A 21500-nucleotide genomic window follows, 5' to 3' on the forward strand; every position below is an offset into this window, starting at 1 on the left:
CTCGCGACCGCTCATCCGCCGCGGGTGATGCGGCGGATCTTCTCCAGCCGCTCGGAGACCTCGCGCTCGTTGCCGTGCGCGGTGGGCTGGTAGTAGACGCGGTCTCGCAGTTCGTCCGGGAGGTACTGCTGCGGGGACACGCCGCGCGGGTCGCTGTGGGGGTAACGGTATCCCTTGCCGTGCCCCATGCGCTTCGCGCCCGGATAGTGCGCGTCGCGCAGGTGCAGCGGCACCTGACCGAATCTTCCCGCCTTGACGTCGGCGATGGCGGCGTCGATCGCGCTGATCACCGCGTTCGACTTGGGCGCGGTGGCGATGTAGATGGTCGCCTCGGCGAGCGGGATGCGCGCCTCGGGCAGGCCGATGAGCTGGGTGGCCTCCGCCGCGGCGACGGCGACCGAGAGCGCGTGCGGATCGGCCATGCCGACGTCCTCCGCGGCGTGCACCATGAGCCTGCGCGCGATGAAGCGGGGATCCTCGCCCGCCTCGATCATGCGGGCGAGATAGTGGATCGCGGCATCTGGGTCGGAACCCCGCATGGACTTGATGAAGGCGCTGATCACGTCGTAGTGCTGGTCGCCGTTGCGGTCGTAGCGCAGCAGCGCGCGGTCGACCGCCGCGGAGACGATGTCGGGGGTGACGGCGGGAGCCGCTCCCCCCTCCTCTTCGGCCGCGCCGAGGGCGATCGCCGAGGACGCCGCCGCCTCGAGGCCGGTGAGCGCGCGGCGCGCGTCTCCCGAGGCGAGCTGCACGAGGGCATCGAGTGCTTCGTCCTCGACCGCGACCGCGCCCCCGAGGCCGCGGGGATCCTCGACGGCGCGTGCGAGCAGCGTACGCAGATCGCCGTCCTGCAGGGGTTCGAGGGTGAGCAGCAGCGAACGCGAGAGCAGCGGGCTGATGACCGAGAAGGAGGGATTCTCGGTGGTGGCCGCCACGAGGGTCACCCAGCCGTTCTCCACGCCCGGCAGCAGCGCGTCCTGCTGGGCCTTGGTGAAGCGATGGATCTCGTCGAGGAAGAGCACGGTCGCGATGTCGTAGAGGTCGCGGTCGTCGAGCGCGCGCTCCATCACCGTGCGCACGTCCTTGATGCCGGCGGTGATCGCGGAGAGCTCGACGAAGCGACGCCCGCTGGAGTGCGCGATCGCCTGGGCGAGGGTCGTCTTGCCGGTGCCCGGAGGCCCCCACAGGATCACCGAGACCGCGCCTCCTGCGCCGTCGCCTCCGGCGGCGAGCGTGCGCAGCGGCGAGCCCGGGCCGAGCAGATGCTGCTGGCCGACCACCTCGTCGAGCGAGCGCGGCCTCATGCGCACCGCGAGCGGCGCGGTCGGCGAAGCGAGGGGCTTGGGATCCACACGGCCATGCTACTGAGCACCGCAGACATCGCGCGCACACGCGCATCGCCTGGGCAACCGCGCGCTGGGCCCCTGTGGCATAGTGGAGGGGACTATCCGTACGGTCGGCGCGCCGGCCCACACACGACAGGTGAGCAGAACCGTGAGTGCAGCGAGCAACGAATCGAGCTGGGGGCGCGTCGACGACGAGCGCACCGTCTACGTGCGCGAGGGAGACGGCGAGCGGGTGGTCGGCTCCTTCCCCGACGGGACGCCCGAGGAGGCGCTCGCCTACTTCACGCGCAAGTTCGCGGACCTGGAGGGTCAGGTGACCCTGCTCGAGGCTCGCATCGCGCGCGGCACGGCCGACGCCTCCGCCGCCGACACCGTCGCGAAGCTGCGCGAGCAGCTCGTCGAGCCGGCAGCCGTGGGCGACATCGCCGCGCTGCGCGAGCGCGTCGAGAAGCTCGCCGGCAAGACCGCCGAGCTCAGCGAGAAGCAGCAGGCAGAGCGGGAGGCGGCGCGGCAGGAGGCCGTCGCGAAGCGCGAGGCGATCGTGGCAGAGGCCGAGCGCCTGGCCGCCCAGCCCGAGGCGTCCATCCGGTGGAAGGACACGAGCCTGGCCTTCGAGCAGCTCTTCGCCGACTGGCAGTCCGCCCAGCGCAGCGGGCCGCAGATCCCCAAGTCGCAGGCCGATGCGCTCTGGAAGCGCTTCCGCTCGGCGCGCCAGACCTTCGATTCAGCCCGCCGCGCCCACTTCGCGCAGATGGACGCGAACAACAAGGAGGTGCGCCAGCGCAAGGAGCGCATCATCGCCGCCGCGGAGGCACTCGCGCCCCGGGGCATCGACGGGATCCCCGCCTACCGTGCGCTGCTGGACGAGTGGAAGGCGGCGGGCCGGGCGAGCCGCAAGCTCGACGACCAGCTGTGGGCCCGCTTCAAGGCCGCCGGCGACGTGCTCTACGAGGCGAAGGCCGCGGAGGTCGCGCAGACCAACGAGGAGTACGCCGCGAACCTGACCGCGAAGCAGGCGCTCCTCGACGAGGCGGAGCCGATCCTCTCCGTCGACGACCACGCATCGGCCCGCAAGCAGCTGACCGAGGTGCAGCTGCGCTGGGACGAGATCGGCCGCGTGCCCCGCGAGGCCCTCCGCGAGATCGAGTCGCGGCTGCGCAAGATCGAGGATCACGTGAAGCGGCTCGAGGACGAGCACTGGCGGAAGACGAACCCCGAGACGAAGGCGCGCAGCGAGGGCCTGCGCGGTCAGCTGGAGGCATCGATCGCGGAGCTCGAGGAGCAGCTCGCCGCGGCGCGCGCCGCAGGCGACGCGGGCGCGCAGGCCGAGGCCGAGGAGAAGCTCGCCGCGCAGCGCTCGTGGCTCGCCGCGATCGGCGACTGACAAGCTTCGCCCGCGGACCCGGTTTTCCACAGATTGCGGCCCCCGTCTGGCGGGAAGCGCTCTCATCGCGCACGATGAGGGTATGTGCTCGCACCCCTGCCGCCCCGCCGAGCGCGAGGCGAGGCTCGCTCCGGTGACGCGCGTCGACCACTGGCCCGAGGCGGTGCGATCCGCCGAGTTGATGCGGGGAACGCTGCTGCGATGCGGACCGGGCGTCCGCCTCGCCGCGTGGCCGGAGACGCCGCGGGTGCGCGCGGCGGCGCTCGCGCCGTGGCTCACCCCGGATCGCATCGCGATCCGCATGGTCGCGGCCTGGGTGTGGGGCGCCGCCCGCGATCCCGGCCGCCCGCTCGAGTTCTCGACCGCGGGCCGGCGCCGCCCCTCCGCGCAGCGCCGCTCCGAGCTCGTCCTGCGGCAGTACCACTATCCGGAAGGCACGGTCGTACCGCTCGACGGCCTGCTGGTCACCGTACCCGAGCAGACGGTCTACGATCTGCTCCGCTCCCCCGGCGACTTCGGCGATCGGCAGCGTCTCGCCTGCCGTCTGCTCGCCCAGCTCGTGTCCGGCGGCCGAGCGGGTCTCGCAGCGCGACTCGAGCAGCAGCACGCCCAGTTCCGCGCGCTCGCCAGGCGCCGGCTCGCGGAGCTCTGAGCCCCGCGGCGCGCCCCGGGAGCTCAGCGCCCTCCGAGCGCGGAGCCCTAGGTAGTGATGCGGTAGACGTCGTAGACGCCGTCGATCCGGCGCACGGCATTGAGTACGTGGTCCAGGTGCGTGGCGTTCGCCATCTCGAAGAGGAAGCGGCTGATCGCCAGCCGGGAACTGGAGGTGTTGACCGATGCGGAGAGGATGTTGACGTGATGCTCGGAGAGGGTGCGCGTCACATCGGAGAGCAGGCCCGAGCGGTCGAGCGCCTCGACCTGGATCTGCACGAGGAACACGCTCTTCGCGCTCGGCGCCCACTCCACGGAGACGACCCGGTCCTCCTGCTCGCGCAGCTTCTGGAAGTTGTGGCAGTCCACCCGGTGGACCGAGACGCCCTGTCCCTTGGTGACGAAGCCGAGGATCTCATCCCCCGGCACCGGGGTGCAGCACTTCGCCAGCTTCGCCAGCACATCGGAGGCGCCCGTCACCACGACGCCGCTCTCCACACCGGTGCTCGGCGCGCGCGGCGCCTCGATGATCGGGAGCGTGGCGAGGGCCGGTTCCGTCGACACCTGCTCGTCGAAGACGAGCGCGGTGGCCTTCTCCACCACCGACTGCGCCGAGACGTGCCCCTCGCCCACCGCAGCGTAGAGCGCCGTCACATCCGCGTAGCGCAACTGCAGCGCGACTTGCTGGAGGGCGGAGGAGTTCATCACCTGGTGCAGCGGGAGGCCCTGCTTGCGCAGCGCCTTCGTGATCTCGACCTTGCCGGTCTCGGCCGCTTCCTCGCGGCGCTCCTTCGTGAACCACTGCCGGATCTTGTTCTGCGCACGCTTGCTCTTGACAAAGTTCAGCCAGTTCTGGTTGGGCCCGGCATTCGGATCCTTCGAGGTGAACACCTCGACCACGTCACCGTTCTGCAGCGCGGTCTCCAGCGGCACCAGGCGGCCGTTGACCCGCGCCCCCATCGTCCGGTGCCCCACCTCGGTGTGCACCGCATAGGCGAAGTCGACGGTGGTGCCTCCCGCCGGCAGGCCGATGACCCGGCCCTTCGGGGTGAAGACGTAGACCTCCTTCGCCCCGATCTCGTAGCGCAGCGCGTCGAGGAACTCGCCCGGATCCTCAGTCTCCGCCTGCCAGTCCGAGATGTGCGCGAGCCACGCCATGTCGTTGGAACTCGGCCCGTCCTGCTGGCCGGCCTGACGCTGCTTGTACTTCCAGTGCGCCGCGACGCCGTACTCGGCGCGCTGGTGCATCTCGACCGTGCGGATCTGGATCTCCACCGCGCGCCCGTCGGGCCCGATGACGGTGGTGTGCAGCGACTGGTAGAGATTGAACTTCGGGGTGGCGATGTAGTCCTTGAAGCGCCCCGGGATCGGCGTCCACCGCGCGTGCACCGCGCCGAGCACCGCGTAGCAGTCGCGGATCGACTGCACGAGGACGCGGATGCCCACCAGATCGTAGATGTCGTCGAAGTCGCGGCCGCGCACGATCATCTTCTGATAGATCGAGTAGAGCTCCTTCGGCCGGCCGGTGACCTCGCCGCGGATCTTCGCCTCGCGCAGATCGGATTCGATCGAGCGGATCACATCGCCCACGAGCTCATCGCGCTGCGGGTTGCGCTGCGAGACGAGGTTCTGGATCTCCGCGTAGAGCTTCGGCTTGAGGACGGCGAAGGACAGATCCTCAAGCTCCGATTTGATGGACTGGATGCCGAGCCGATGCGCGAGCGGTGCGTAGATCTCGAGCGTCTCCTGTGCCTTGCGCTTCGCGGAATCTCCGGGCACGAAGCCCCAGGTGCGCGCGTTGTGCAGGCGGTCGGCCAGCTTGATCACGAGCACCCGGATGTCGCGCGACATCGCCACGACCATCTTCCGCACCGTCTCGGCCTGCGCCGAGTCGCCGTACTTGACCTTGTCGAGCTTCGTGACGCCGTCGACGAGCATCGCGATCTCCTCGCCGAACTCCTGCGTCAGCTGCTCGAGGCCGTAGTCGGTGTCCTCGACCGTGTCGTGCAGCAGCGCCGCCGCGATCGCGACGGGGGCCACGCCGAGGTCCGCGAGGATCTGCGCGACGGCGATGGGATGCGTGATGTAGGGCTCACCGCTGCGCCGCTTCTGGCCGCGGTGGGCGCGCTCGGCGACCGTGTAGGCGCGCTCGATGATCGAGAGATCGGCGCGCGGGTAGTTGCTGCGCACCGTCCGCACCAGCTGGTCGACGGCGCCCGGTGAGCTCCCCCGGGAGAAGATGCGCGGCACGAGGCGTCGCAGCGCGGTCGTACCGCCGGGTGAGACATCCTGAGTAACCACCTGCATCCCCTCTCGAATGCTTGAACACTACACGCGGGGGGCCGCCGCCGCCAAAGCGACGGCGGCCCCGTGCTCACCGCGCCTGGACGCCCTCGGCCTCCTCCGTCTCGCCCGCCGAATCGCCCCGCTTCGCGCGCGCGCGGAGCACCTTCTCGTCGCGCCGCTTGATCCCCTCCTCGCCGGCCCGCAGCTGCGCGTACACGGGTGCGGCGATGAAGATCGTCGAGTAGGCGCCGACGAAGATGCCGATGAACAGGGCCAGCGCGATGTCGCGCAGCGTTCCCGCGCCGAGCACGAAGGCGCCGATGAACAGGATCGACCCCACGGGCAGCAATGCCACGACGGAGGTGTTGATCGAGCGCACCAGGGTCTGATTCACCCCGAGGTTCACGGACTCGGCGAAGGTGCGGCGGTCGTTCAGCTCACCGGGGGCGGTGTTCTCCCGGATCTTGTCGAAGACCACGACGGTGTCGTAGAGCGAGTAGCCGAGGATCGTGAGGAAGCCGATCATCGCCGCCGGCGTGATCTCGAAACCGGAGATCCCGTAGATCCCCGCGGTGATGATCAGGTCGTGGAACAGGGCCACGATCGCCGCGAGCGACATCTTCCAGGTGCGGAAGTAGAGCGCCATCACCAGCGCGGCGAAGATGACGAACACGATCAGCGCGATGATCGCCTGCTTCGAGACGTCCTGCCCCCAGGTCGGGCCGATGTAGGAGTAGGTGACCTCGTCGGGGCTCACGTCGAAGGCGGAGGCCAGTGCGTCGGTCACCTCGCGGTTCTCGCTGTCGCTGAGCGCCTCCGTCTGCACGCGCAGATCGGTGGGACCGAGCTGACTGACACGCGGCGCGCTGCCGGAGAGCACTTCGGCGACCGCCCGCTCGGCGATCGCGGGATCCCGGTCCTGCCCCTCCGCGAGGTGCACCTGGAACTGGCTGCCGCCCGTGAACTCGATCCCGAAGGTGAAGCCGCCCTTGAGGATCGGGCCGAGGATCGCGATGGCGATGAGCACGAGCGAGATGAGATACCACCGCTTGCGCTTTCCGATGAAGTCGATCGACTTCTCACCGGTGTAGAGGGCGTTGCCGAACTCGGCGAATGAACGAGCCATGGCTAGCTCTCCTTCCCTGCGGTGGCCGAGGACGCCGGCGCGCCGGCCTCAGCAGCCTTGCGCTCGGCGATGGTCTGGCGGCGCGCGGCCTCGCGACGGCTGCGCTCGTTCTTCTTGCTGGTGAGCACCGGCTCGCGGAACTGCGCCCGCCCGCGGTAGACGGCGCCGAGGCGCTGCGGGTCGAGGCCCGAGGCCGGGTGACCGCCGCGGTAGAAGCGCGTGCGTGCCAGCAGCGTCATCATCGGGTGCGTGAAGAGCGCGACCACGATCACGTCGACGAGCGTCGTGAGCCCGAGCGTGAACGCGAAGCCCTTCACATTGCCGACCGCGAGGATGAACAGGATCACGGCAGCGAGGAAGTTGACGCCGTCCGAGGCGAGGATGGTGCGCAGCGCCTTCTTCCAGCCGTGCTCGACGGCGCTCTCGATCGCGAAGCCATCGCGCAGCGCATCGCGGATGCGTTCGAAGTACACGATGAAGGAGTCGGCGGTGAAGCCCACCGCCACGATGATGCCCGCGACGCCCGCGAGCGAGAGCCGGTAGCCCTGGCGCCACGAGAAGAACGTCAGCAGCAGGTAGGTGAGCACGCCCGCGATCACCAGCGAGGCGATGGTCAGCGTCCCGAGCGCGCGGTACTGGAACATGGAGTACACGACCACGAGCAGCAGGCCGATCAGACCCGCCAGCAGACCGGCGGAGAGCTGGCTCGTGCCGAGGGTCGCGGAGATGTCCTCCTGGCTCTGCACCGTGAAGTCCATGGGCAGCGCGCCGAACTTCAGCTGGTCCGCGAGCGCCTTCGCCGAGTCCTGCGTGAACGCGCCGCTGATGGAGGGCCGGCCGTCGAGGATCTGCCCCTGCATGGTCGGCGCCGAGAGCACGCGGCCGTCGAGCACGAAGGCGAACTGGTTCTGCGGTTCGGGCGCGCCGTACAGGCGGGTGCTGATCTTGCCGAAGGTGTCGGCGCCCTCCCGGTTCATCGTGATCTGCACGACCCACTCACCCGTCGTCGCGCCGGTCTGGGTCGTTCCCATCTGCGCGGTGGCGTCGGTGATCACGTCGCCGCTGAGCTCGACGGGTCCGAGCAGGTACTTGGCGGTGCCCGTCTCGTCGCAGGTGATGAGCGGACGGTCCGCGGGCTGCTCGCGGGTGTCGAGCGCCGCATCCGAATCGCAGGTGAAATCGGTGAACTTCTGCTGCAGGGCGGGCGTGATCCAGGCCTGGTCGCCCGCACCCTCGGGGAGGGGATCCGGGTCGAGCGGTCCGAGATCCTCGGACCCTTCGGCGCCCCCGGCGGCCTCTTCGGCGCCGGAGCCGGATTCGGCGGCCGGCTCGCCCGCGTCCCCCTCGGCTCCCGTGCCCTCTTCGCTCTTCGCGTCAGAGGGATTCGCCTCGGCGGGATCCGCCTCCGCGCCGCCCTCCTCGGTTCCTTCGGCGCCCTGCTGCTGGGTCACGTCGATGCCGATCCCCGTCGCGAGCACGGGACGGAAGTCGAGCTTCGCGGACGCCTCGATCCGCTGCAGCGTCGCCTCGTCTGCCTTGCCCGGGATCGAGACCGAGATGTGCTGGCTGCCCTGGGTGGTGATCTCGGCTTCCGAGACCCCGGCCGCGTCGACGCGCTGGCGGATGATCGAGACGGCCTGCTGCAGCTGCTCGCCGCTGACGGCCTCGCCGTCGGGCTGCTCAGCGGCCAGCAGGATCTGGGTGCCGCCCTGCAGGTCGAGGGCGAGCTTCGGAGTCCAGGTCGCGTCGCTGCGGAACACGCCGAGCGTGATGAGGCCCGCGAGGCCGACGAGGATCACGAGGAGGAATACGAGGGAGCGACGGGCTCTCCGCACGGCGGGTGTGGACGCCAAGACTGACTGCTTTCTCTCTGTTGCGGTGATGACGGTGCCGCGGTCGCCCGCGGCACCGGCTCAGGCCTTCGGTGCCTGCGGGTCCCCCGGCTCGCCCCGGTCCGTCTTCGGCTCCCCATCCGAATCAGTGCCGTTCTCGAGCTCGGTGCGATCCGCCGCGGTTCCTTCGCTGCTCGGGAAGCGCTCACCGAAGGCCGGATCGTCGTCGGGCGCGAGGGCGGAATCCGCCGTCGGCTCCTCCGGCGCCTCGCTCGGGCTGACGATCTGCGCCACCGCGTTGCGGTGGGCGACGAGGGTCGTAGTGCCGCTGCGCAGCACCACGCGGTTCTCGGCCTCGTCGACCGATTCGACGGTCCCGTAGATGCCCGACTGCAGCATCACCTCGGCGCCGGGGCGCAGGCCGCTCTGCAACTCCTGCATCGCCTGCTGGCGCTTCTTGCCGTTGCGGAACATGAAGAAGATGAGGAGCGCCATCAGCGCGAACATCACGAGAATAATCGGGTCCAACATTGGTCCTTTCAATGGGCGCGCTGAACGCAGCCGGGGCACAGACTCCAGCAGTCTACAGTGCGGAAGCTGCGAGCCCGCCCCGGATCCGCACCGGGGCGGCGATCCACGCGGGCTCCGGCTCCGGCCTCGGCCCCGGCTCCGGCTCCGGCCTCGGCTCCGGCTCAGATGAGCGCCGGAGCGCCGCCCGCGGCGCCCGGCGGGACGATGCCCACGTGCTCCCAGCCCAGGCGGGTCGCGACCCGGCCGCGCGGCGTGCGGGTGAGCAGGCCGGCGCGCACGAGGAAGGGCTCGACGACGGCCTCGATCGTCTCGGCTTCCTCACCGACCGAGACGGCCAGCGTCGAGAGGCCGACCGGCCCCCCGGAGAAGCGCTCCACCACGGCGCGCAGCACCTCGCGATCGAGCCGGTCCAGGCCGTGCTCGTCCACGTCGTAGAGCGCAAGCGCGGCGTGCACGCTCTCCGTGTCGCCGGGCGTCTCGTGCACGAGGCTGTAGTCGCGCACCCGGCGCAGCAGGCGGTTCGCGATGCGCGGCGTGCCGCGCGAACGGCGGGCGATCTCCTCGACCCCCTGCTCGGAGATCCCGAAGTCGAGCAGGCGTGCGGCACGGCGCACCACGCTCGCGAGCTCGTCGTCGGAGTAGAACTCGAGGTGAGCGGTGAAGCCGAAGCGGTCGCGCAGCGGATTGGGCAGGAGACCGGCCCGCGTGGTGGCGCCGACGAGCGTGAAGGGCGCGAGCTCGAGCGGCACGGAGGTCGCCCCCGCCCCCTTGCCGACCATGATGTCCACCTTGAAGTCCTCCATCGCGAGATAGAGCATCTCCTCGGCGCTGCGCGCCATGCGGTGGATCTCGTCGACGAACAGCACTTCGCCCGGAGTCAGCGCCGAGAGCACCGCTGCCAGGTCCCCGGCGTGCTGGATCGCCGGACCGGAGGTCTGATGCAGGGGCTTGTCGAGCTCTGCCGCGACGATCATCGAGAGCGTCGTCTTACCCAGCCCGGGCGGGCCCGCGAGCAGGATGTGATCCGGCGTGTGCTGACGCATGGTCGCGGCGTCGAGCAGCAGGCCGAGCTGGCTGCGCACCTTCGACTGGCCGACGAACTCCGCCAGCGTCGAGGGCCGCAGCGCCCCCTCGTAGCCCTGCTCGGACGGCGCCGCCTGCGGTGAGAGCTCCCCGCTCATCGGCGTGCTCCCCCGCGAGCCGCCTGCAGGAGGGCGAGCGCTGCGCGCAACAGGCCGGCACTGTCCGCGGGAGCGCCCGCCTCGCGCGCGTCCTGGACGGCCTGCCAGGCATCGGATTCGCCCCAGCCCAGGCCGACGAGCCCATCGCGCACCGCTTCGGCGGTCGCGAGGGCCGGGTCGGACGCGGAGTCCGGCGCCCCCGGTCCCGGAGCCGACAGCGCCAGCTCCGCGAGCTTGCCCGCGAGCGAGACGACGATGAGCTTCGCCGTCTTCGGGCCGATGCCCGAGACCTTGCGGAAGGGCTTCTCGTCCTCCGCGGCCACCGCGCGCGCGATCTCGGCCGGAGCGAGCGCCGAGAGCACACCGAGCGCGCTGCGCGGCCCCACCCCGGAGACGGCGATGAGGTGGCCGAAGACGTCGAGCTCGTCCTGCGTGCCGAAGCCGAAGAGGGTGAGCGAATCCTCGCGCACCACCAGGGAGGTGCGCAGCTCGACCTCCTCGCCGGGCACGGCCTGCGAGACCCGGCCGCTGGGCACCTCGACGCGCATCCCGATCCCGCCGACGCCGACGACGACCCACCCGGCACCTGCTGCGAGCACCGGCCCGCGAATCGAAGCGATCACACTCACACCCTAGGGCCGTCCCCCGGCAGCGGGCCCGCCGCCACACCGGCCATTCGAAGATATCTCCGAACAGCACGGGACCCCGGGACGCACGGTCCCGGGGTCCCGGCGCCGGAGCAGCCTCAGGCCTCGACGGCCACCGGCTCCGAGCCCTGGCGGGCGCGCACGGCACGATTCACCGAGGAGACGATCGCCTTGAGCGTCGCCCGAGTGGTATCCGGGTCGATCCCCACGCCCCACAGCCGCTGCCCATCCACCTCGAGGTCGACGTAGGCCGCCGCGACCGCGTCACCGCCCGCGCTCATCGCGTGCTCCACGTAGTCGAACAGGGTCACCTCGTGCCCGTTCTCGTTGATCGCGGAGATGAAGGCGTCGACCGGCCCGTTGCCGCGGCCCACGATCTGATGCTCGCCCTCGCCGTCGCGATAGTCCACGACGAGCTCGGTGACGCCGTCGCCGGCGCTCGTCGAGGAGGTGCGGAAGAGCTCGTAGCGCCCCCACTGCTCGAAGGAGTCTCCGGTCGTGGGCAGGTACTCGTCCTGGAAGATCCGCCAGATCTCCTCGCTCGAGACCTCACCGCCCTCGCTGTCGGTCACGCTCTGCACCACGGAGCTGAACTCGATCTGCAGCCGGCGCGGCAGATCGAGCGAGTGGTCGGTCTTCAGCAGATAGGCGACGCCGCCCTTGCCCGACTGGGAGTTCACGCGGATCACGGCCTCGTAGGAGCGGCCCAGATCCTTCGGGTCGACCGGCAGGTAGGGCACCGCCCACTCGATCTCGTCGACCGAGACCCCCGCCGCCTCGGCGTCGGCCGCCATGCGCTCGAAGCCCTTCTTGATCGCGTCCTGGTGCGAACCCGAGAAGGCCGTGTAGACGAGATCGCCGGCCCAGGGGCTGCGCTCGGGCACCCGCAGCTGGTTGCAGTACTCGGCCGTGCGGCGCACCTCATCGAGCCGCGAGAAATCGATCTGCGGATCGATGCCCTGCGTGAACAGGTTGATGCCGAGCGCCACCAGGTCGACGTTGCCGGTGCGCTCCCCGTTGCCGAAGAGGCAGCCCTCGATGCGGTCGGCGCCCGCCAGGTAGCCGAGCTCGGCGGCGGCGACCGCCGTGCCGCGGTCGTTGTGCGGGTGCAGCGAGAGGATCACGTTCTCGCGGTGGTTCAGGTGGCGGCTCATCCACTCGATGGAGTCCGCATAGACGTTGGGGCTCGCCATCTCGACGGTGGCGGGCAGGTTGATGATGACCTTGCGCTCCGGCGTCGGCTCGAAGACCTCGAGCACGGCGTTGCAGACCTCCAGCGCGTACTCCAGCTCGGTGCCCGTGTAGGACTCGGGCGAGTACTCGTAGAAGATCTCGGTGCCCGCGGCGATGTGCTCGCTCTCGCGGCACAGCTTCGCCCCGTCCACGGCGATCTGCTTGATGCCCGCCCGGTCGGAGCGGAACACGACATCCCGCTGCAGCACGCTCGTCGAGTTGTACAGGTGCACGATCGCGCGCTTCGCGCCGATCAGCGACTCGTAGGTGCGCTTGATGAGGTGCTCGCGGGCCTGGGTGAGCACCTGGATCGTGACGTCGTCGGGAATCGCCCCGTCCTCGATGAGCTGGCGGACAAAGTCGAAATCGGTCTGGCTGGCGCTCGGGAAACCGACCTCGATCTCCTTGTAGCCCATCTTGACGAGCAGCTCGAACATGATGCGCTTGCGCTCGGGGCTCATCGGGTCGATGAGGGCCTGGTTGCCGTCGCGCAGATCGACCGCGCACCAGCGGGGTGCCTCGGTGATGCGCTTGTCGGGCCAGCTGCGGTCGGGCAGATCGACCTTGATGATCTCGTGAAACGGGCGGTACCGGTGGATCGGCATACCCGAGGGCTGCTGCGTGTTCTTCATGGGCTCGGAAACTCTCTCGTCTGGGTCCTGGGTTCAGCCAACGCGAAACTCCGCGACGAGGGAGGCCTGGGAATTAGGACTCGTCGCGGCAGCTAAGGAGGAGCGAGCCGAACAGCATGGAAGTCACTATACCACCGAGTGGGAGGCCGACCGGCGGCCCGAGGTCGATAGCCTGGAAGACATGGAGTCACGACTGCGCAGACGGTTCACCGTGCTCGGCATCGCCCTCGCGGGCGCGGCGCTCACGGGGCTCGGCCTCGGCCTCGGCGTTCCGGCGCCCGCGGCCGCCGACGTCTCCGACTTCAGCTATGAGAGCTGGGATGTCGACTACCGGATCGGCACCGATGCGGAGGGCCGCGCGGTCGCACAGGTGACCGAGACCCTCACCGCCCGCTTCCCCGACTTCGACCAGAACCGTGGCATCGTGCGGGGTCTTCCCATCGACTACGAGGGCGCCTCGACCGACCCGCGCGACTTCTCCGTGACCGACGGCGACGGCGATCCGGTGCCCTTCGAGATCGAGCGCGAGGACGGCTTCGTGGCGGTGCTGACGGGCGATGACCGCTACGTGCACGGCGTACAGAGCTACCGGATCGAGTACACCCTGAGCGACGTGGTCCTCGCCCGCGACGACGGCACCGCCGACGAGTTCAACTGGGATCTCGTCGACTTCGAGCACCTGCAGCCCATCGGCTCGTTCTCTGCGCGCATCGCGTTCTCGCCCGATCTCGCGGAGCGGCTGAACGGCGCTCAGCGCTGCTATGCCGGACCGGCGGGAACGGACGCCGAATGCGAGATCACGGCGGACGGGGGCGTCTTCTCCGTCGAGCACGGCCCGCTGGCCCCCCGCGAGGGCGTCACGGTCGCCATCGGGCTGGAACCCGGCAGCGTGACGCAGCCCCCGCAGCGCGTGCCGAACCCCGTCTTCGATGTGGTCCCCTACGGGGTCGCGGGGGCAGCGGTGCTGGCCTCGGGAGCGGGCATCGTGGCGGTGGGCGCGATGCAGCGGCGGAGGCGCACCGGGCGCGGAACCGTGATCGCGCAGTACGAGGTGCCCGATTCGCTGCCCCCGCTCGCGGCGGCTCCGCTCGTCGGCGCGGAGGACCGGGCGGTGCCGGCGCAGATCCTGCATCTCGCGGTGAACGGCGCCATCCGCATCGAGGACGGCGAGCCGGAGCGCGGCCTCTTCGGCAGCAAGCCGGGCCGGCCGGTGCTGCGCCTCGTGGACTCGGAACGGGTGGAAGATCCCCTCGATCGCCGCGCGCTCGACGCGATCTTCGGCGCGAACGCCGCCGCGGGCGCCACCGCGGAGGTGCCGGAGGAGGACGAGAAGTTCGCCGAGCGGATGTCGGAGCTGGGCGAGGAGGGCAAGCGGGAGGCGGCCGAGCGCGGGTACTTCACACGCGAGCGCAACCGCACGGCGCTCGTTCTCGGACTCATCGGACTCGGCATCACGGCGGTGCTCGCGGTGCTCGTCGGCTTCGGACTCGCGCTTCGCGGGTCCCCCGCCGTCTATGTCGGCCTCGGCCTGGGCGTCGTGGCCCTCGTGCTCTCGCTCATGAGCGTCTCCAGGCACCGCGTCTTCACGCCGCTGGGCGCGGAGCAGCGGGAGCATCTGGAGGGCGTGAAGCTCTTCATCGAGGTGGCGGAGGCGGAGCGGATGCGGATGCTGCAGTCCTATCGCGGCGCGGAGCGGCGCACGGACGGCAGCGTCGACGTGATCCACCTCTACGAACGGCTGCTGCCGTACGCGGCGCTCTTCGGGCTCGAGCGGGAGTGGAGCAAGGTGCTGGAGGTGCGATACGCCGAAGAACCGGGAATGACGCCGACGTGGCTCACGGGTGCGACGGGTTTCGCGGCCGCGGCCGGCGTCGGCTCGACGATCTCGTCCTTCACGAGCTCGCTCGACTCCGCCGTCAGCTACACCTCCAGCAGCTCCGGCGGATCCACGGGCGGCGGCTTCGCGGGCGGCGGCGGGGGCGGCGGCTTCAGCGGCGGCCGATGACGCCGCCACTCGCCGGCGCCGGCGAGCGGCGGAGCGGGAACGGTCTCAGTTACGGCGGCGGGGGGTGTAGCGCGCGTCCCCGAAGCCGAGGATCAGATAGCCGATCGCCGAGAACAGCCACAGCAGGATGATCGAGAACCAGGGGCCCTTTCCGAAGCGCTCCCCCACCCGGATCGCGAGGATGATCCCGAACACGATGTTGACGATCGGGATCGCGAAGAGCAGCGTCATCCAGGCGGAGTAGCCTCCGACCTTCACCAGGAAGAACACGTTGACGATCGGGATGAGCGCCAGGATCCCCGGGTAGCCGGCCTTCGAGAAGACGCGCCACAGCGCGATCGCGACGAGCAGGTACCAGATGAGGAGCACGATGCCTCCCCCGCCGGCGAGGAACTGCTCGGTGAGGCGATTGATGCCGGCCTGGTCGGTAATGCTCTCCGCAATCCACATGCCGCTGAGCATAGTGGACGGGGTTCAGCATGGGAAGAACCGCTGCTCGGCCCCGCTCGAAGCTGCGCGACGCCGCTCGATTCCGGGGCGCTAGAAGCCGAGCCGGCCGAGGGCCTTCGGGTCGCGCTGCCACTCCTTGAGCACCTTCACCCGCAGCGAGAGGTACACGCGGCGGCCGAGCAGCGCCTCGATCTCCCGCCGGGCCCGCTCGCCCACCTCGCGCAGGCGCGCTCCGCCCTTGCCGATCACGATGCCCTTCTGGCTGTCGCGCTCCACGTAGATGGAGGCGTAGAGCTCGAGCAGGCCCGGCCTGCCGTCCTCGCCCTCGCGCTCAACCCGGTCGTCCACCGTCGCCGCCAGGGAGTGCGGCAGCTCCTCCCGGGCCCCCTCGAGCGCCGCCTCCCGGATCAGCTCCGCGATCCGGTCGTCCTCTCCCTCATCGGTGGTCTGCGCGGCCTCGTACAGCGGGGGCGACTCGGGCATGAGCCCGAGCAGCACATCGGCGAGCACATCGAGCTGCTCCCCGGCCACCGAGGAGATCGGCACGACGGCGTCCCACTCCCGCAGCGCGCCGAGCTGCGCGAGCTGATCGATGATCTCGCTGCGGGAAGCCTCGTCCACCTTCGTGAGGATCGCGACCTTGCGCGCCCGGGGAAAATCGTTGAGCCGCTCGTTGATGAAGCGGTCGCCCGGGCCCACCTTCTCGTTCGCCGGTACGCAGAAGCCGATCACGTCGACGTCCCCGAGCGTCGCCTCCACGAGCGCGTTCAGCCGCTCGCCGAGCAGCGTGCGCGGACGGTGGATGCCAGGGGTGTCGACGATGATGAGCTGGCCGTCCGGCCGGTGCACGATGCCGCGGATCGCGCGCCTGGTCGTCTGCGGCTTCGGGCTGGTGATGGCGATCTTCTCGCCGACGAGCGCATTCGTCAGCGTCGACTTGCCGACGTTCGGGCGGCCGACGAATGAGACGAATCCGGCTCGGTACGGCGCATCCCCCGGCGCGGCGGCCGCCGTCTCTCCGCCTGTTCCCGTGTCACCCGCGTGCTCGCTCATGCGTCCCTCTCCTCATCCGGCTCCCCCACCCATCGCGCTTCGACCGTGAGCAGGCGCTGGCGCCGCCGCTCCATCCCGGCCGCGGTCAGCTCGATCCCGGCGACGACCACACTATCGCCCGTCTCGGGCAGGCGGCCCAGGTGCTTCGCGACCAGACCGCCCGCGCTGTCGACCTCGTCGTCTTCGAGCTCGATGTCGAAGAGCTCGCCGAGGCGCTCGACGGGGAGGCGCGCGTTGACCAGGAAGGATCCGTCCTCCTGCAGCTCGACCTCCGGCAGCTCACGATCGTGCTCGTCCGAGATCTCGCCGAGCAGTTCCTCGATGAGGTCTTCGAGGGTGACCAGGCCGGAGATCCCGCCGTACTCGTCGACCACGAGCGCCAGGTGGTTCGCCTCGCGCTGCATCTGGCGCAGCAGCTCGTCGGCGCGCTGCAGCTCCGGCACGAACTTGGCGGGCTTCATGATCCGGGTCACGGGGGCCTCCGCGGCCTCCTCGGGGCGGCGGAGCGCGAAGCCGCTCGCGTCGCGCAGGTAGATCACCCCCGCGATGTCGTCCACCTCTCCGGCGACCACGGGCATCCGCGAGTGCCGCGAGGCGAGCAGTTGCTCCAGCGCCTCGTGGACGCTGGCCTCGCTGGGAACGGTGACCATGTCGATGCGGGGCACCATCACCTCGCGCACGAGCGTGTCCCCGAACTCCACGAGCGAGTGGATGTACTCGCGATCGTCGTCCTCGAGCACCGCGTACTCGGCGGCCTGATCCACCATCGAGAGCAGCTGATGCTCGTCGCGGATCCGCCCGGACACCCGTCCCGGGGTGACCCGGTCGCCGAGCCGGGACAGCCCGATCGCGATCGGCCCGAGCAGCACGCGGATCGCCCGCACGGTGGGCGCGGCGAAGCGGATGACCGCGTCCGGGCGATGCGTTCCCACGGTGCGGGGACTCGAACCGACCAGCACGAAGGTGGTCGCGGTCATCACCAGCGTCGCGATCACCAGTTCGAGCCAGAGCGCGTGCAGCGAGTAGGCGACGACGAGCGTGATGAGCACGGCGGAGAGGGTCTCCGCGAAGACGCGGGCAAAGCCGAGCGCCCCCACGTGCGCCGGTTCGTCGGCGGCGATCGCGCGGATGGCGCGCCCCGTGCGGGGCGAATCCTCCGCCAGCGCGAGCAGCTCGGCGCGAGACCGCACCCCGAGGGCCGCGTCGGTCGCGGCGAGCAGCCCGCCCACGACCATCAGCGCCACCGCGGCCGCAAGCAGCAGCAGCGCGAGTCCGAGGCTCACCTCGACCGCTCGTGCATCGCGAAGGCGAGCAGCAGGTCGCGCTGCAGGCCGAACATCTCCGCCTCCTCATCGGGCGTGGCGTGGTCGAAGCCGAGCAGGTGCAGCATGCCGTGGGTGAGCAGCACGGCGAGCTCCTGCGGCAGATCGTGACCCGCCGCCTCGGCCTGCGTCTCGGCGACCTGCGGGCAGATCACCACGTCGCCGAGCAGGCCCGCCGGGGTCTGCGCATCGACCCGCCCCGGCCGCAGCTCGTCCATCGGGAAGCTGAGCACATCGGTGGGGCCGGGCTCATCCATCCACTGCACGTGCAGCTGCTCGATCGCGGACTCGTCGACGAGCACCACGCCCAGCTCCGTGTCCGGGTGGACGTGCAGCGACTCCATCACGAAGGCCGCCAGCCGCTGCAGGCGCGCCTCCTCGACCGCGATGCCCGACTCGTTGTTGATCTCGACGCTCACCCGGCGTCTCCTCTCTGTTCCTGCTGCGCGCCGCGCTGCCGCTGCTCGTCATGCGCCGAGTAGGCGTCGACGATGCGGCTCACCAGGCTGTGGCGGACGATGTCGTCCGAGCCGAGCTCCGCGAAGTGGATGTCGTCGACGCCGCGCAGTATCCGGTTCACGACGCGCAGCCCGCTTGCGGCGATCGGCAGGTCGAGCTGCGTGATGTCTCCGGTCACCGCCATCTTCGAGCCGTAGCCGAGGCGCGTCAGGAACATCTTCATCTGCTCCGGCGTCGTGTTCTGGGCCTCGTCGAGGATCACGAAGGACTCGTTGAGCGTGCGCCCGCGCATGTACGCGAGCGGCGCCACCTCGATCGTGCCGCTCGCGAGCAGCTTCGGGACGACGTCCGGGTCCATCATCGAGCCGATCGCGTCGAAGAGCGGACGCAGGTAGGGATCGATCTTGTCCTCGAGCGTGCCGGGCAGGTAGCCGAGCCGCTCCCCGGCCTCGACCGCGGGCCGGGTCAGGATGATCTTCGCGACCTCGCGCCGCTGCAGCGCCTGCACCGCCTTCGCCATCGCCAGATAGGTCTTCCCGGTGCCCGCCGGCCCGATCCCGAACACGATCGTGTGCGCGTCGATCGCGTCGACGTAGGCCCGCTGCCCGCGCGTCTGCGGTCGCACCGCGTGCCCGCGCACCGTGAGGATCGGCTCGCTGAGCAGCTGCGCCGCGGTCGGTCCCCTGCCCTCGTTGACCATCCGGGTCACCTCTCTCACGTCGTGGTGCGAGACCGGTCCGCTGCGCCGGGCGACCTCCAGGATCTCGCGCACCACCTCCTCGGCGGCGCGCACCGCCGCTGCGGGCCCCCGCAGGGTCAGCACCTCGCCGCGCGCATGGAACACCACTTCCGGGTGCTGCGCCTCGAGATCGCGCAGCAGGCGGTCACGGTGCCCGAGGAAGCTCGCGAGCTCGACCCCGCTCAGTGTCACGGTGCGCTGGAGCTCCGGCTCGCGGACCGCAGCCGAGGCCTCGACGCCGGTCCCCCCGCCGTCCGATTCCGATCCGCCGCCCGCGCCGGGCCGCGGAAGCTCCCGTTCAGACGCCAACGAGCGATCGCTCCTCGAGTGCGCCGGCGAGCACGTGGGCGTGCACGTGGAAGACCGTCTGACCGACGCTCCGCCCGTTGTTGAAGAGCAGACGGAAGTCCCCGTTCGCGTGCTCCTCCGCCACCTGCTTCGCGACCGCGACCATCTCCGCCAGCAGCTCGGGGTCCCCGGCGGCGAGCTCCGTCACGTTCTCATAGGCGCTCGTCTTGGGGATCACGAGGACGTGCACCGGCGCCTGCGGCGCGATGTCGGGAAACGCGATCACCCGGTCGGTCTCCGCAAGGATCTCGACGGGAATCTCGCCCGATGCGATCTTGCCGAAAATGGTGTCCTGTGCCATGCCGACCAGTCTAGGGCGTGTTGCCAAACCCCGCGCGCGCTCCGGGCGCGAGACATGAGGCGCGCCCCCGCTACCACCGGCCGAGCGCGACGTTCAGGACCGCGAGGGCCGCGGGACCGGCGGACGAGGTCCGCAGCACCGTCGCCCCCAGCACGAGCGGAGTGGCCCCCGCCTCGGTGAGCCGGGAGAGCTCCTCCTCCGCGAAGCCGCCCTCCGGTCCGACCACCACGCAGTACTCGGCGACGGCACCGGGAAGGTGCGGCTGCGGCGCACGATCCGCGGCCCAGGAGGACAGCGTCCGCGCACCGCGCGGATCGAGCAGCAGCACCGCGATCTCCTCACGGGCGGCCAGGAGACACAGGGCCTCCGTATCGATCGGCTCGCGCACCTCGGGGACCCACGGCCTGAGCGACTGCTTCGACGCCTCCCGCGCGATCCGCGCCCACTTGGCGCGCCCCTTCTCCGCCTTCTCCGCGTCGTCCCAACGTGACACGGACCGGGCGGCGCGCCAGGGCACGATCGCGTCGACGCCGAACTCGGTCGCCTGTTCCACGGCCCGCTCGTCGCGGTCCCCCTTCGCGAGGGCCTGCACCAGCACCAGCCGCGGCTCGGGCGCGGGCTCGCGCCGCACCTTCTCGATCCGCACGGCGAAGCGTTCGCGAGCCGTCGCCTCGACCGTCCCGGATCCGACCGTTCCGCGTCCGTCCCCGACGAGGATCCGCTCCCCCTGCCGCAGGCGGCTCACGCGCACCGCGTGGCGCGCCTCCTCGCCGGCCACCTCGACGAGCGCGCCCGGCTCGATCGCGCTCGGCTCGAGCTCGGCGGTGCCGGCCGGTGTCTCGCGATAGTAGAGGTTCGCCACGTCAGCCCTGACGGAAGAAGCGGTCCCGCAGCTTGCCGAAGAACCCCTGCTGGAACTCGCCGAGGTGCGGCGGTTCGTCGCTGCGCAAGGAGGCGAGCTGCCGCACGAGATCCTGCTCGCGCTTGGACAGCTTCGTGGGGGTGTTCACCTGCACCGCGATCTTGAGATCGCCGCGCGTCGTGCTGCGCAGGCCCTGGATCCCGCGCCCGCGAACCGTGATCACGTCGCCCGACTGCGTGCCCTGGGCCACCTCGACGCCCACCTCGCCGTCGAGCCCCTGCAGCGTGGCCTCAGTGCCGAGAATGGCGTCCGTCATGGACACCTGCATGGTGCACAGGAGGTCGTTGCCGTCGCGGCTGAACACGTCGTGGTGGAGCACCCGGAACTCGATGAAGAGGTCGCCGTTCGGGCCCCCGCCCGGACCGACCTCGCCGCCGCCGCGCATCTGCAGGCGCGTGCCGGTGTCGATGCCCGAGGGGACGTCGACGGGGATGGTGCGACGTTCGCGCACGCGCCCCTTGCCCGCGCACTCGACGCAGGGGTGCTCGATCACCGTTCCGTAGCCGTGGCAGCTGCCGCACGGGTGCATCGTCACGACGTTGCCGAAGAGCGAGCGCACCTGCCGCTGCACCTGCCCCTGCCCCCCACAGACGTCGCAGGTGACCGGGTGGGTGCCCGGCTGGCAGCAGCTGCCCTGACAGGTGGGGCACAGCACCGCCGTGTTCACCGTGATGTCGCGCTGCACCCCGAAGATGACCTCTTCGAGGGTGACGTCGACGCGGATCATGGCGTCGTCGCCGCGCTCGGCGCGCGAGCGCGGACCGCGCTGGCCGGAACCGCCGAATCCGCCGCCGAAGAAGGTCTCGAAGATGTCGCCGAAACCGCCCATGCCCGCCTGGCCGCCGCCGTGATCGTAGCGCTGCCGCTGCTCGGGGTCGCTGAGCACGTCGTAGGCGTGCGTCACGTTCTTGAAGCGCTCTGCGGCGTCCTCGCTGGGGTTCACGTCGGGGTGCAGCTCGCGGGCGAGCCGCCGGTAGGCCTTCTTGATCTCTTCGGCGGTCGCCTCGCGCGACACGCCGAGGGTCTCGTAGTGGTCGGCCAAGATGTCAGCT

19 protein-coding genes are annotated in these 21500 nt (G+C 70.6%); 3 read left to right on the forward strand and 16 right to left on the reverse strand.

Features of this window, described 5'->3' with window-relative positions:
* Nucleotides 1-11: 11 nt before the first annotated feature.
* The gene (locus B4915_RS04030) at nt 12-1304 is read right to left on the reverse strand and encodes a replication-associated recombination protein A (protein ID WP_105804599.1); all 1293 of its coding nucleotides are present in this window, start codon (nt 1302-1304) and stop codon (nt 12-14) included.
* A gap of 190 nt (nt 1305-1494) precedes the next feature.
* Here B4915_RS04030 and B4915_RS04035 point away from each other — a divergent pair, with 190 nt between their 5' ends.
* Together B4915_RS04035 and B4915_RS04040 are read left to right on the forward strand one after the other, a co-directional pair.
* A complete protein-coding gene (locus tag B4915_RS04035; RefSeq protein ID WP_105804535.1) occupies nt 1495-2730 on the forward strand; it encodes a DUF349 domain-containing protein in 1236 nt (411 codons plus the stop codon).
* A 133-nt stretch (nt 2731-2863) separates the two neighbouring features.
* Nucleotides 2864-3382, forward strand: a complete 519-nt coding sequence (locus B4915_RS04040; protein WP_146120021.1) for a hypothetical protein — start codon at nt 2864-2866, stop codon at nt 3380-3382.
* A 47-nt stretch (nt 3383-3429) separates the two neighbouring features.
* Here B4915_RS04040 and B4915_RS04045 read toward each other — a convergent pair whose 3' ends face one another.
* The 7 genes from B4915_RS04045 to leuA form a co-directional block, all read right to left on the reverse strand.
* Nucleotides 3430-5688 carry a RelA/SpoT family protein gene (locus tag B4915_RS04045; RefSeq protein ID WP_105804537.1) on the reverse strand — a complete coding sequence of 753 codons (2259 nt, stop codon included), beginning with the start codon at nt 5686-5688 and terminating at the stop codon, nt 3430-3432.
* A gap of 67 nt (nt 5689-5755) precedes the next feature.
* Nucleotides 5756-6793, reverse strand: a complete 1038-nt coding sequence (secF, locus tag B4915_RS04050; protein WP_105804538.1) for a protein translocase subunit SecF — start codon at nt 6791-6793, stop codon at nt 5756-5758.
* A gap of 2 nt (nt 6794-6795) precedes the next feature.
* Complete coding sequence (secD, locus tag B4915_RS04055) at nt 6796-8628, reverse strand: protein translocase subunit SecD (protein ID WP_245907327.1); 1833 nt, start codon at nt 8626-8628, stop codon at nt 6796-6798.
* A 78-nt stretch (nt 8629-8706) separates the two neighbouring features.
* Nucleotides 8707-9156 (reverse strand): preprotein translocase subunit YajC, encoded by a 450-nt coding sequence (yajC, locus tag B4915_RS04060; protein WP_105804540.1) that lies wholly within the window; start codon nt 9154-9156, stop codon nt 8707-8709.
* Between the two features lie 161 nt (nt 9157-9317).
* Nucleotides 9318-10337: a Holliday junction branch migration DNA helicase RuvB gene (gene ruvB, locus B4915_RS04065; RefSeq protein ID WP_105804541.1), complete on the reverse strand. Its 1020-nt coding sequence runs from the start codon at nt 10335-10337 to the stop codon at nt 9318-9320.
* Nucleotides 10334-10960, reverse strand: a complete 627-nt coding sequence (ruvA, locus tag B4915_RS04070; protein ID WP_105804542.1) for a Holliday junction branch migration protein RuvA — start codon at nt 10958-10960, stop codon at nt 10334-10336. Before ruvA ends, ruvB begins: the two co-directional genes overlap by 4 nt.
* A 122-nt stretch (nt 10961-11082) precedes the next feature.
* Nucleotides 11083-12849, reverse strand: a complete 1767-nt coding sequence (gene leuA, locus B4915_RS04075) for a 2-isopropylmalate synthase (protein ID WP_105804543.1) — start codon at nt 12847-12849, stop codon at nt 11083-11085.
* A 181-nt stretch (nt 12850-13030) separates the two neighbouring features.
* Here leuA and B4915_RS04080 point away from each other — a divergent pair, with 181 nt between their 5' ends.
* Complete coding sequence (locus B4915_RS04080; RefSeq protein WP_105804544.1) at nt 13031-14854, forward strand: DUF2207 domain-containing protein; 1824 nt, start codon at nt 13031-13033, stop codon at nt 14852-14854.
* A 45-nt stretch (nt 14855-14899) separates the two neighbouring features.
* Here the strand turns inward: B4915_RS04080 and B4915_RS04085 are convergent, their stop codons facing one another.
* The 8 genes from B4915_RS04085 to dnaJ all read right to left on the reverse strand — a co-directional run bounded on the left by B4915_RS04085 (nt 14900) and on the right by dnaJ (nt 21490).
* Nucleotides 14900-15304, reverse strand: coding sequence for a DUF5684 domain-containing protein (locus B4915_RS04085; RefSeq protein WP_181158450.1), 405 nt, complete (start codon nt 15302-15304; stop codon nt 14900-14902).
* A gap of 90 nt (nt 15305-15394) precedes the next feature.
* Entirely contained in the window at nt 15395-16357 is a 963-nt protein-coding gene (era, locus tag B4915_RS04090) for a GTPase Era (protein WP_105804545.1), read from the reverse strand.
* A complete protein-coding gene (locus B4915_RS04095) occupies nt 16354-17640 on the reverse strand; it encodes a hemolysin family protein (RefSeq protein ID WP_105804546.1) in 1287 nt (428 codons plus the stop codon). The genes era and B4915_RS04095 overlap by 4 nt, the downstream gene beginning before the upstream one ends.
* Nucleotides 17637-18098, reverse strand: coding sequence for an rRNA maturation RNase YbeY (ybeY, locus tag B4915_RS04100; protein ID WP_105804547.1), 462 nt, complete (start codon nt 18096-18098; stop codon nt 17637-17639). The genes B4915_RS04095 and ybeY overlap by 4 nt, the downstream gene beginning before the upstream one ends.
* A complete protein-coding gene (locus B4915_RS04105; protein ID WP_105804601.1) occupies nt 18095-19069 on the reverse strand; it encodes a PhoH family protein in 975 nt (324 codons plus the stop codon). The genes ybeY and B4915_RS04105 overlap by 4 nt, the downstream gene beginning before the upstream one ends.
* Before the next feature lie 106 nt (nt 19070-19175).
* Nucleotides 19176-19526 (reverse strand): histidine triad nucleotide-binding protein, encoded by a 351-nt coding sequence (locus B4915_RS04110; protein ID WP_105804548.1) that lies wholly within the window; start codon nt 19524-19526, stop codon nt 19176-19178.
* 70 nt (nt 19527-19596) lie between these two features.
* A complete protein-coding gene (locus tag B4915_RS04115; protein ID WP_105804549.1) occupies nt 19597-20388 on the reverse strand; it encodes a 16S rRNA (uracil(1498)-N(3))-methyltransferase in 792 nt (263 codons plus the stop codon).
* 1 nt (nt 20389) lies between these two features.
* Nucleotides 20390-21490, reverse strand: a complete 1101-nt coding sequence (gene dnaJ, locus B4915_RS04120) for a molecular chaperone DnaJ (RefSeq protein WP_105804550.1) — start codon at nt 21488-21490, stop codon at nt 20390-20392.
* Nucleotides 21491-21500 lie beyond the last annotated feature (10 nt).

It is taken from the genome of Leucobacter massiliensis, assembly GCF_002982315.1.
In the GTDB taxonomy this organism is placed as follows: domain Bacteria; phylum Actinomycetota; class Actinomycetes; order Actinomycetales; family Microbacteriaceae; genus Leucobacter; species Leucobacter massiliensis.

Coding starts and splice junctions, on each gene's coding strand:
- B4915_RS04030 (WP_105804599.1), bottom strand. CDS start 1,304: ATGAGGCCGCGCTCGCTCGACGAGGTGGTCGGCCAGCAGCATCTGCTC.
- B4915_RS04045 (WP_105804537.1), bottom strand. CDS start 5,688: ATGCAGGTGGTTACTCAGGATGTCTCACCCGGCGGTACGACCGCGCTG.
- secF (WP_105804538.1), bottom strand. CDS start 6,793: ATGGCTCGTTCATTCGCCGAGTTCGGCAACGCCCTCTACACCGGTGAG.
- yajC (WP_105804540.1), bottom strand. CDS start 9,156: ATGTTGGACCCGATTATTCTCGTGATGTTCGCGCTGATGGCGCTCCTC.
- ruvB (WP_105804541.1), bottom strand. CDS start 10,337: ATGAGCGGGGAGCTCTCACCGCAGGCGGCGCCGTCCGAGCAGGGCTAC.
- leuA (WP_105804543.1), bottom strand. CDS start 12,849: ATGAAGAACACGCAGCAGCCCTCGGGTATGCCGATCCACCGGTACCGC.
- B4915_RS04080 (WP_105804544.1), top strand. CDS start 13,031: ATGGAGTCACGACTGCGCAGACGGTTCACCGTGCTCGGCATCGCCCTC.
- B4915_RS04085 (WP_181158450.1), bottom strand. CDS start 15,304: ATGTGGATTGCGGAGAGCATTACCGACCAGGCCGGCATCAATCGCCTC.
- era (WP_105804545.1), bottom strand. CDS start 16,357: ATGAGCGAGCACGCGGGTGACACGGGAACAGGCGGAGAGACGGCGGCC.
- B4915_RS04110 (WP_105804548.1), bottom strand. CDS start 19,526: ATGGCACAGGACACCATTTTCGGCAAGATCGCATCGGGCGAGATTCCC.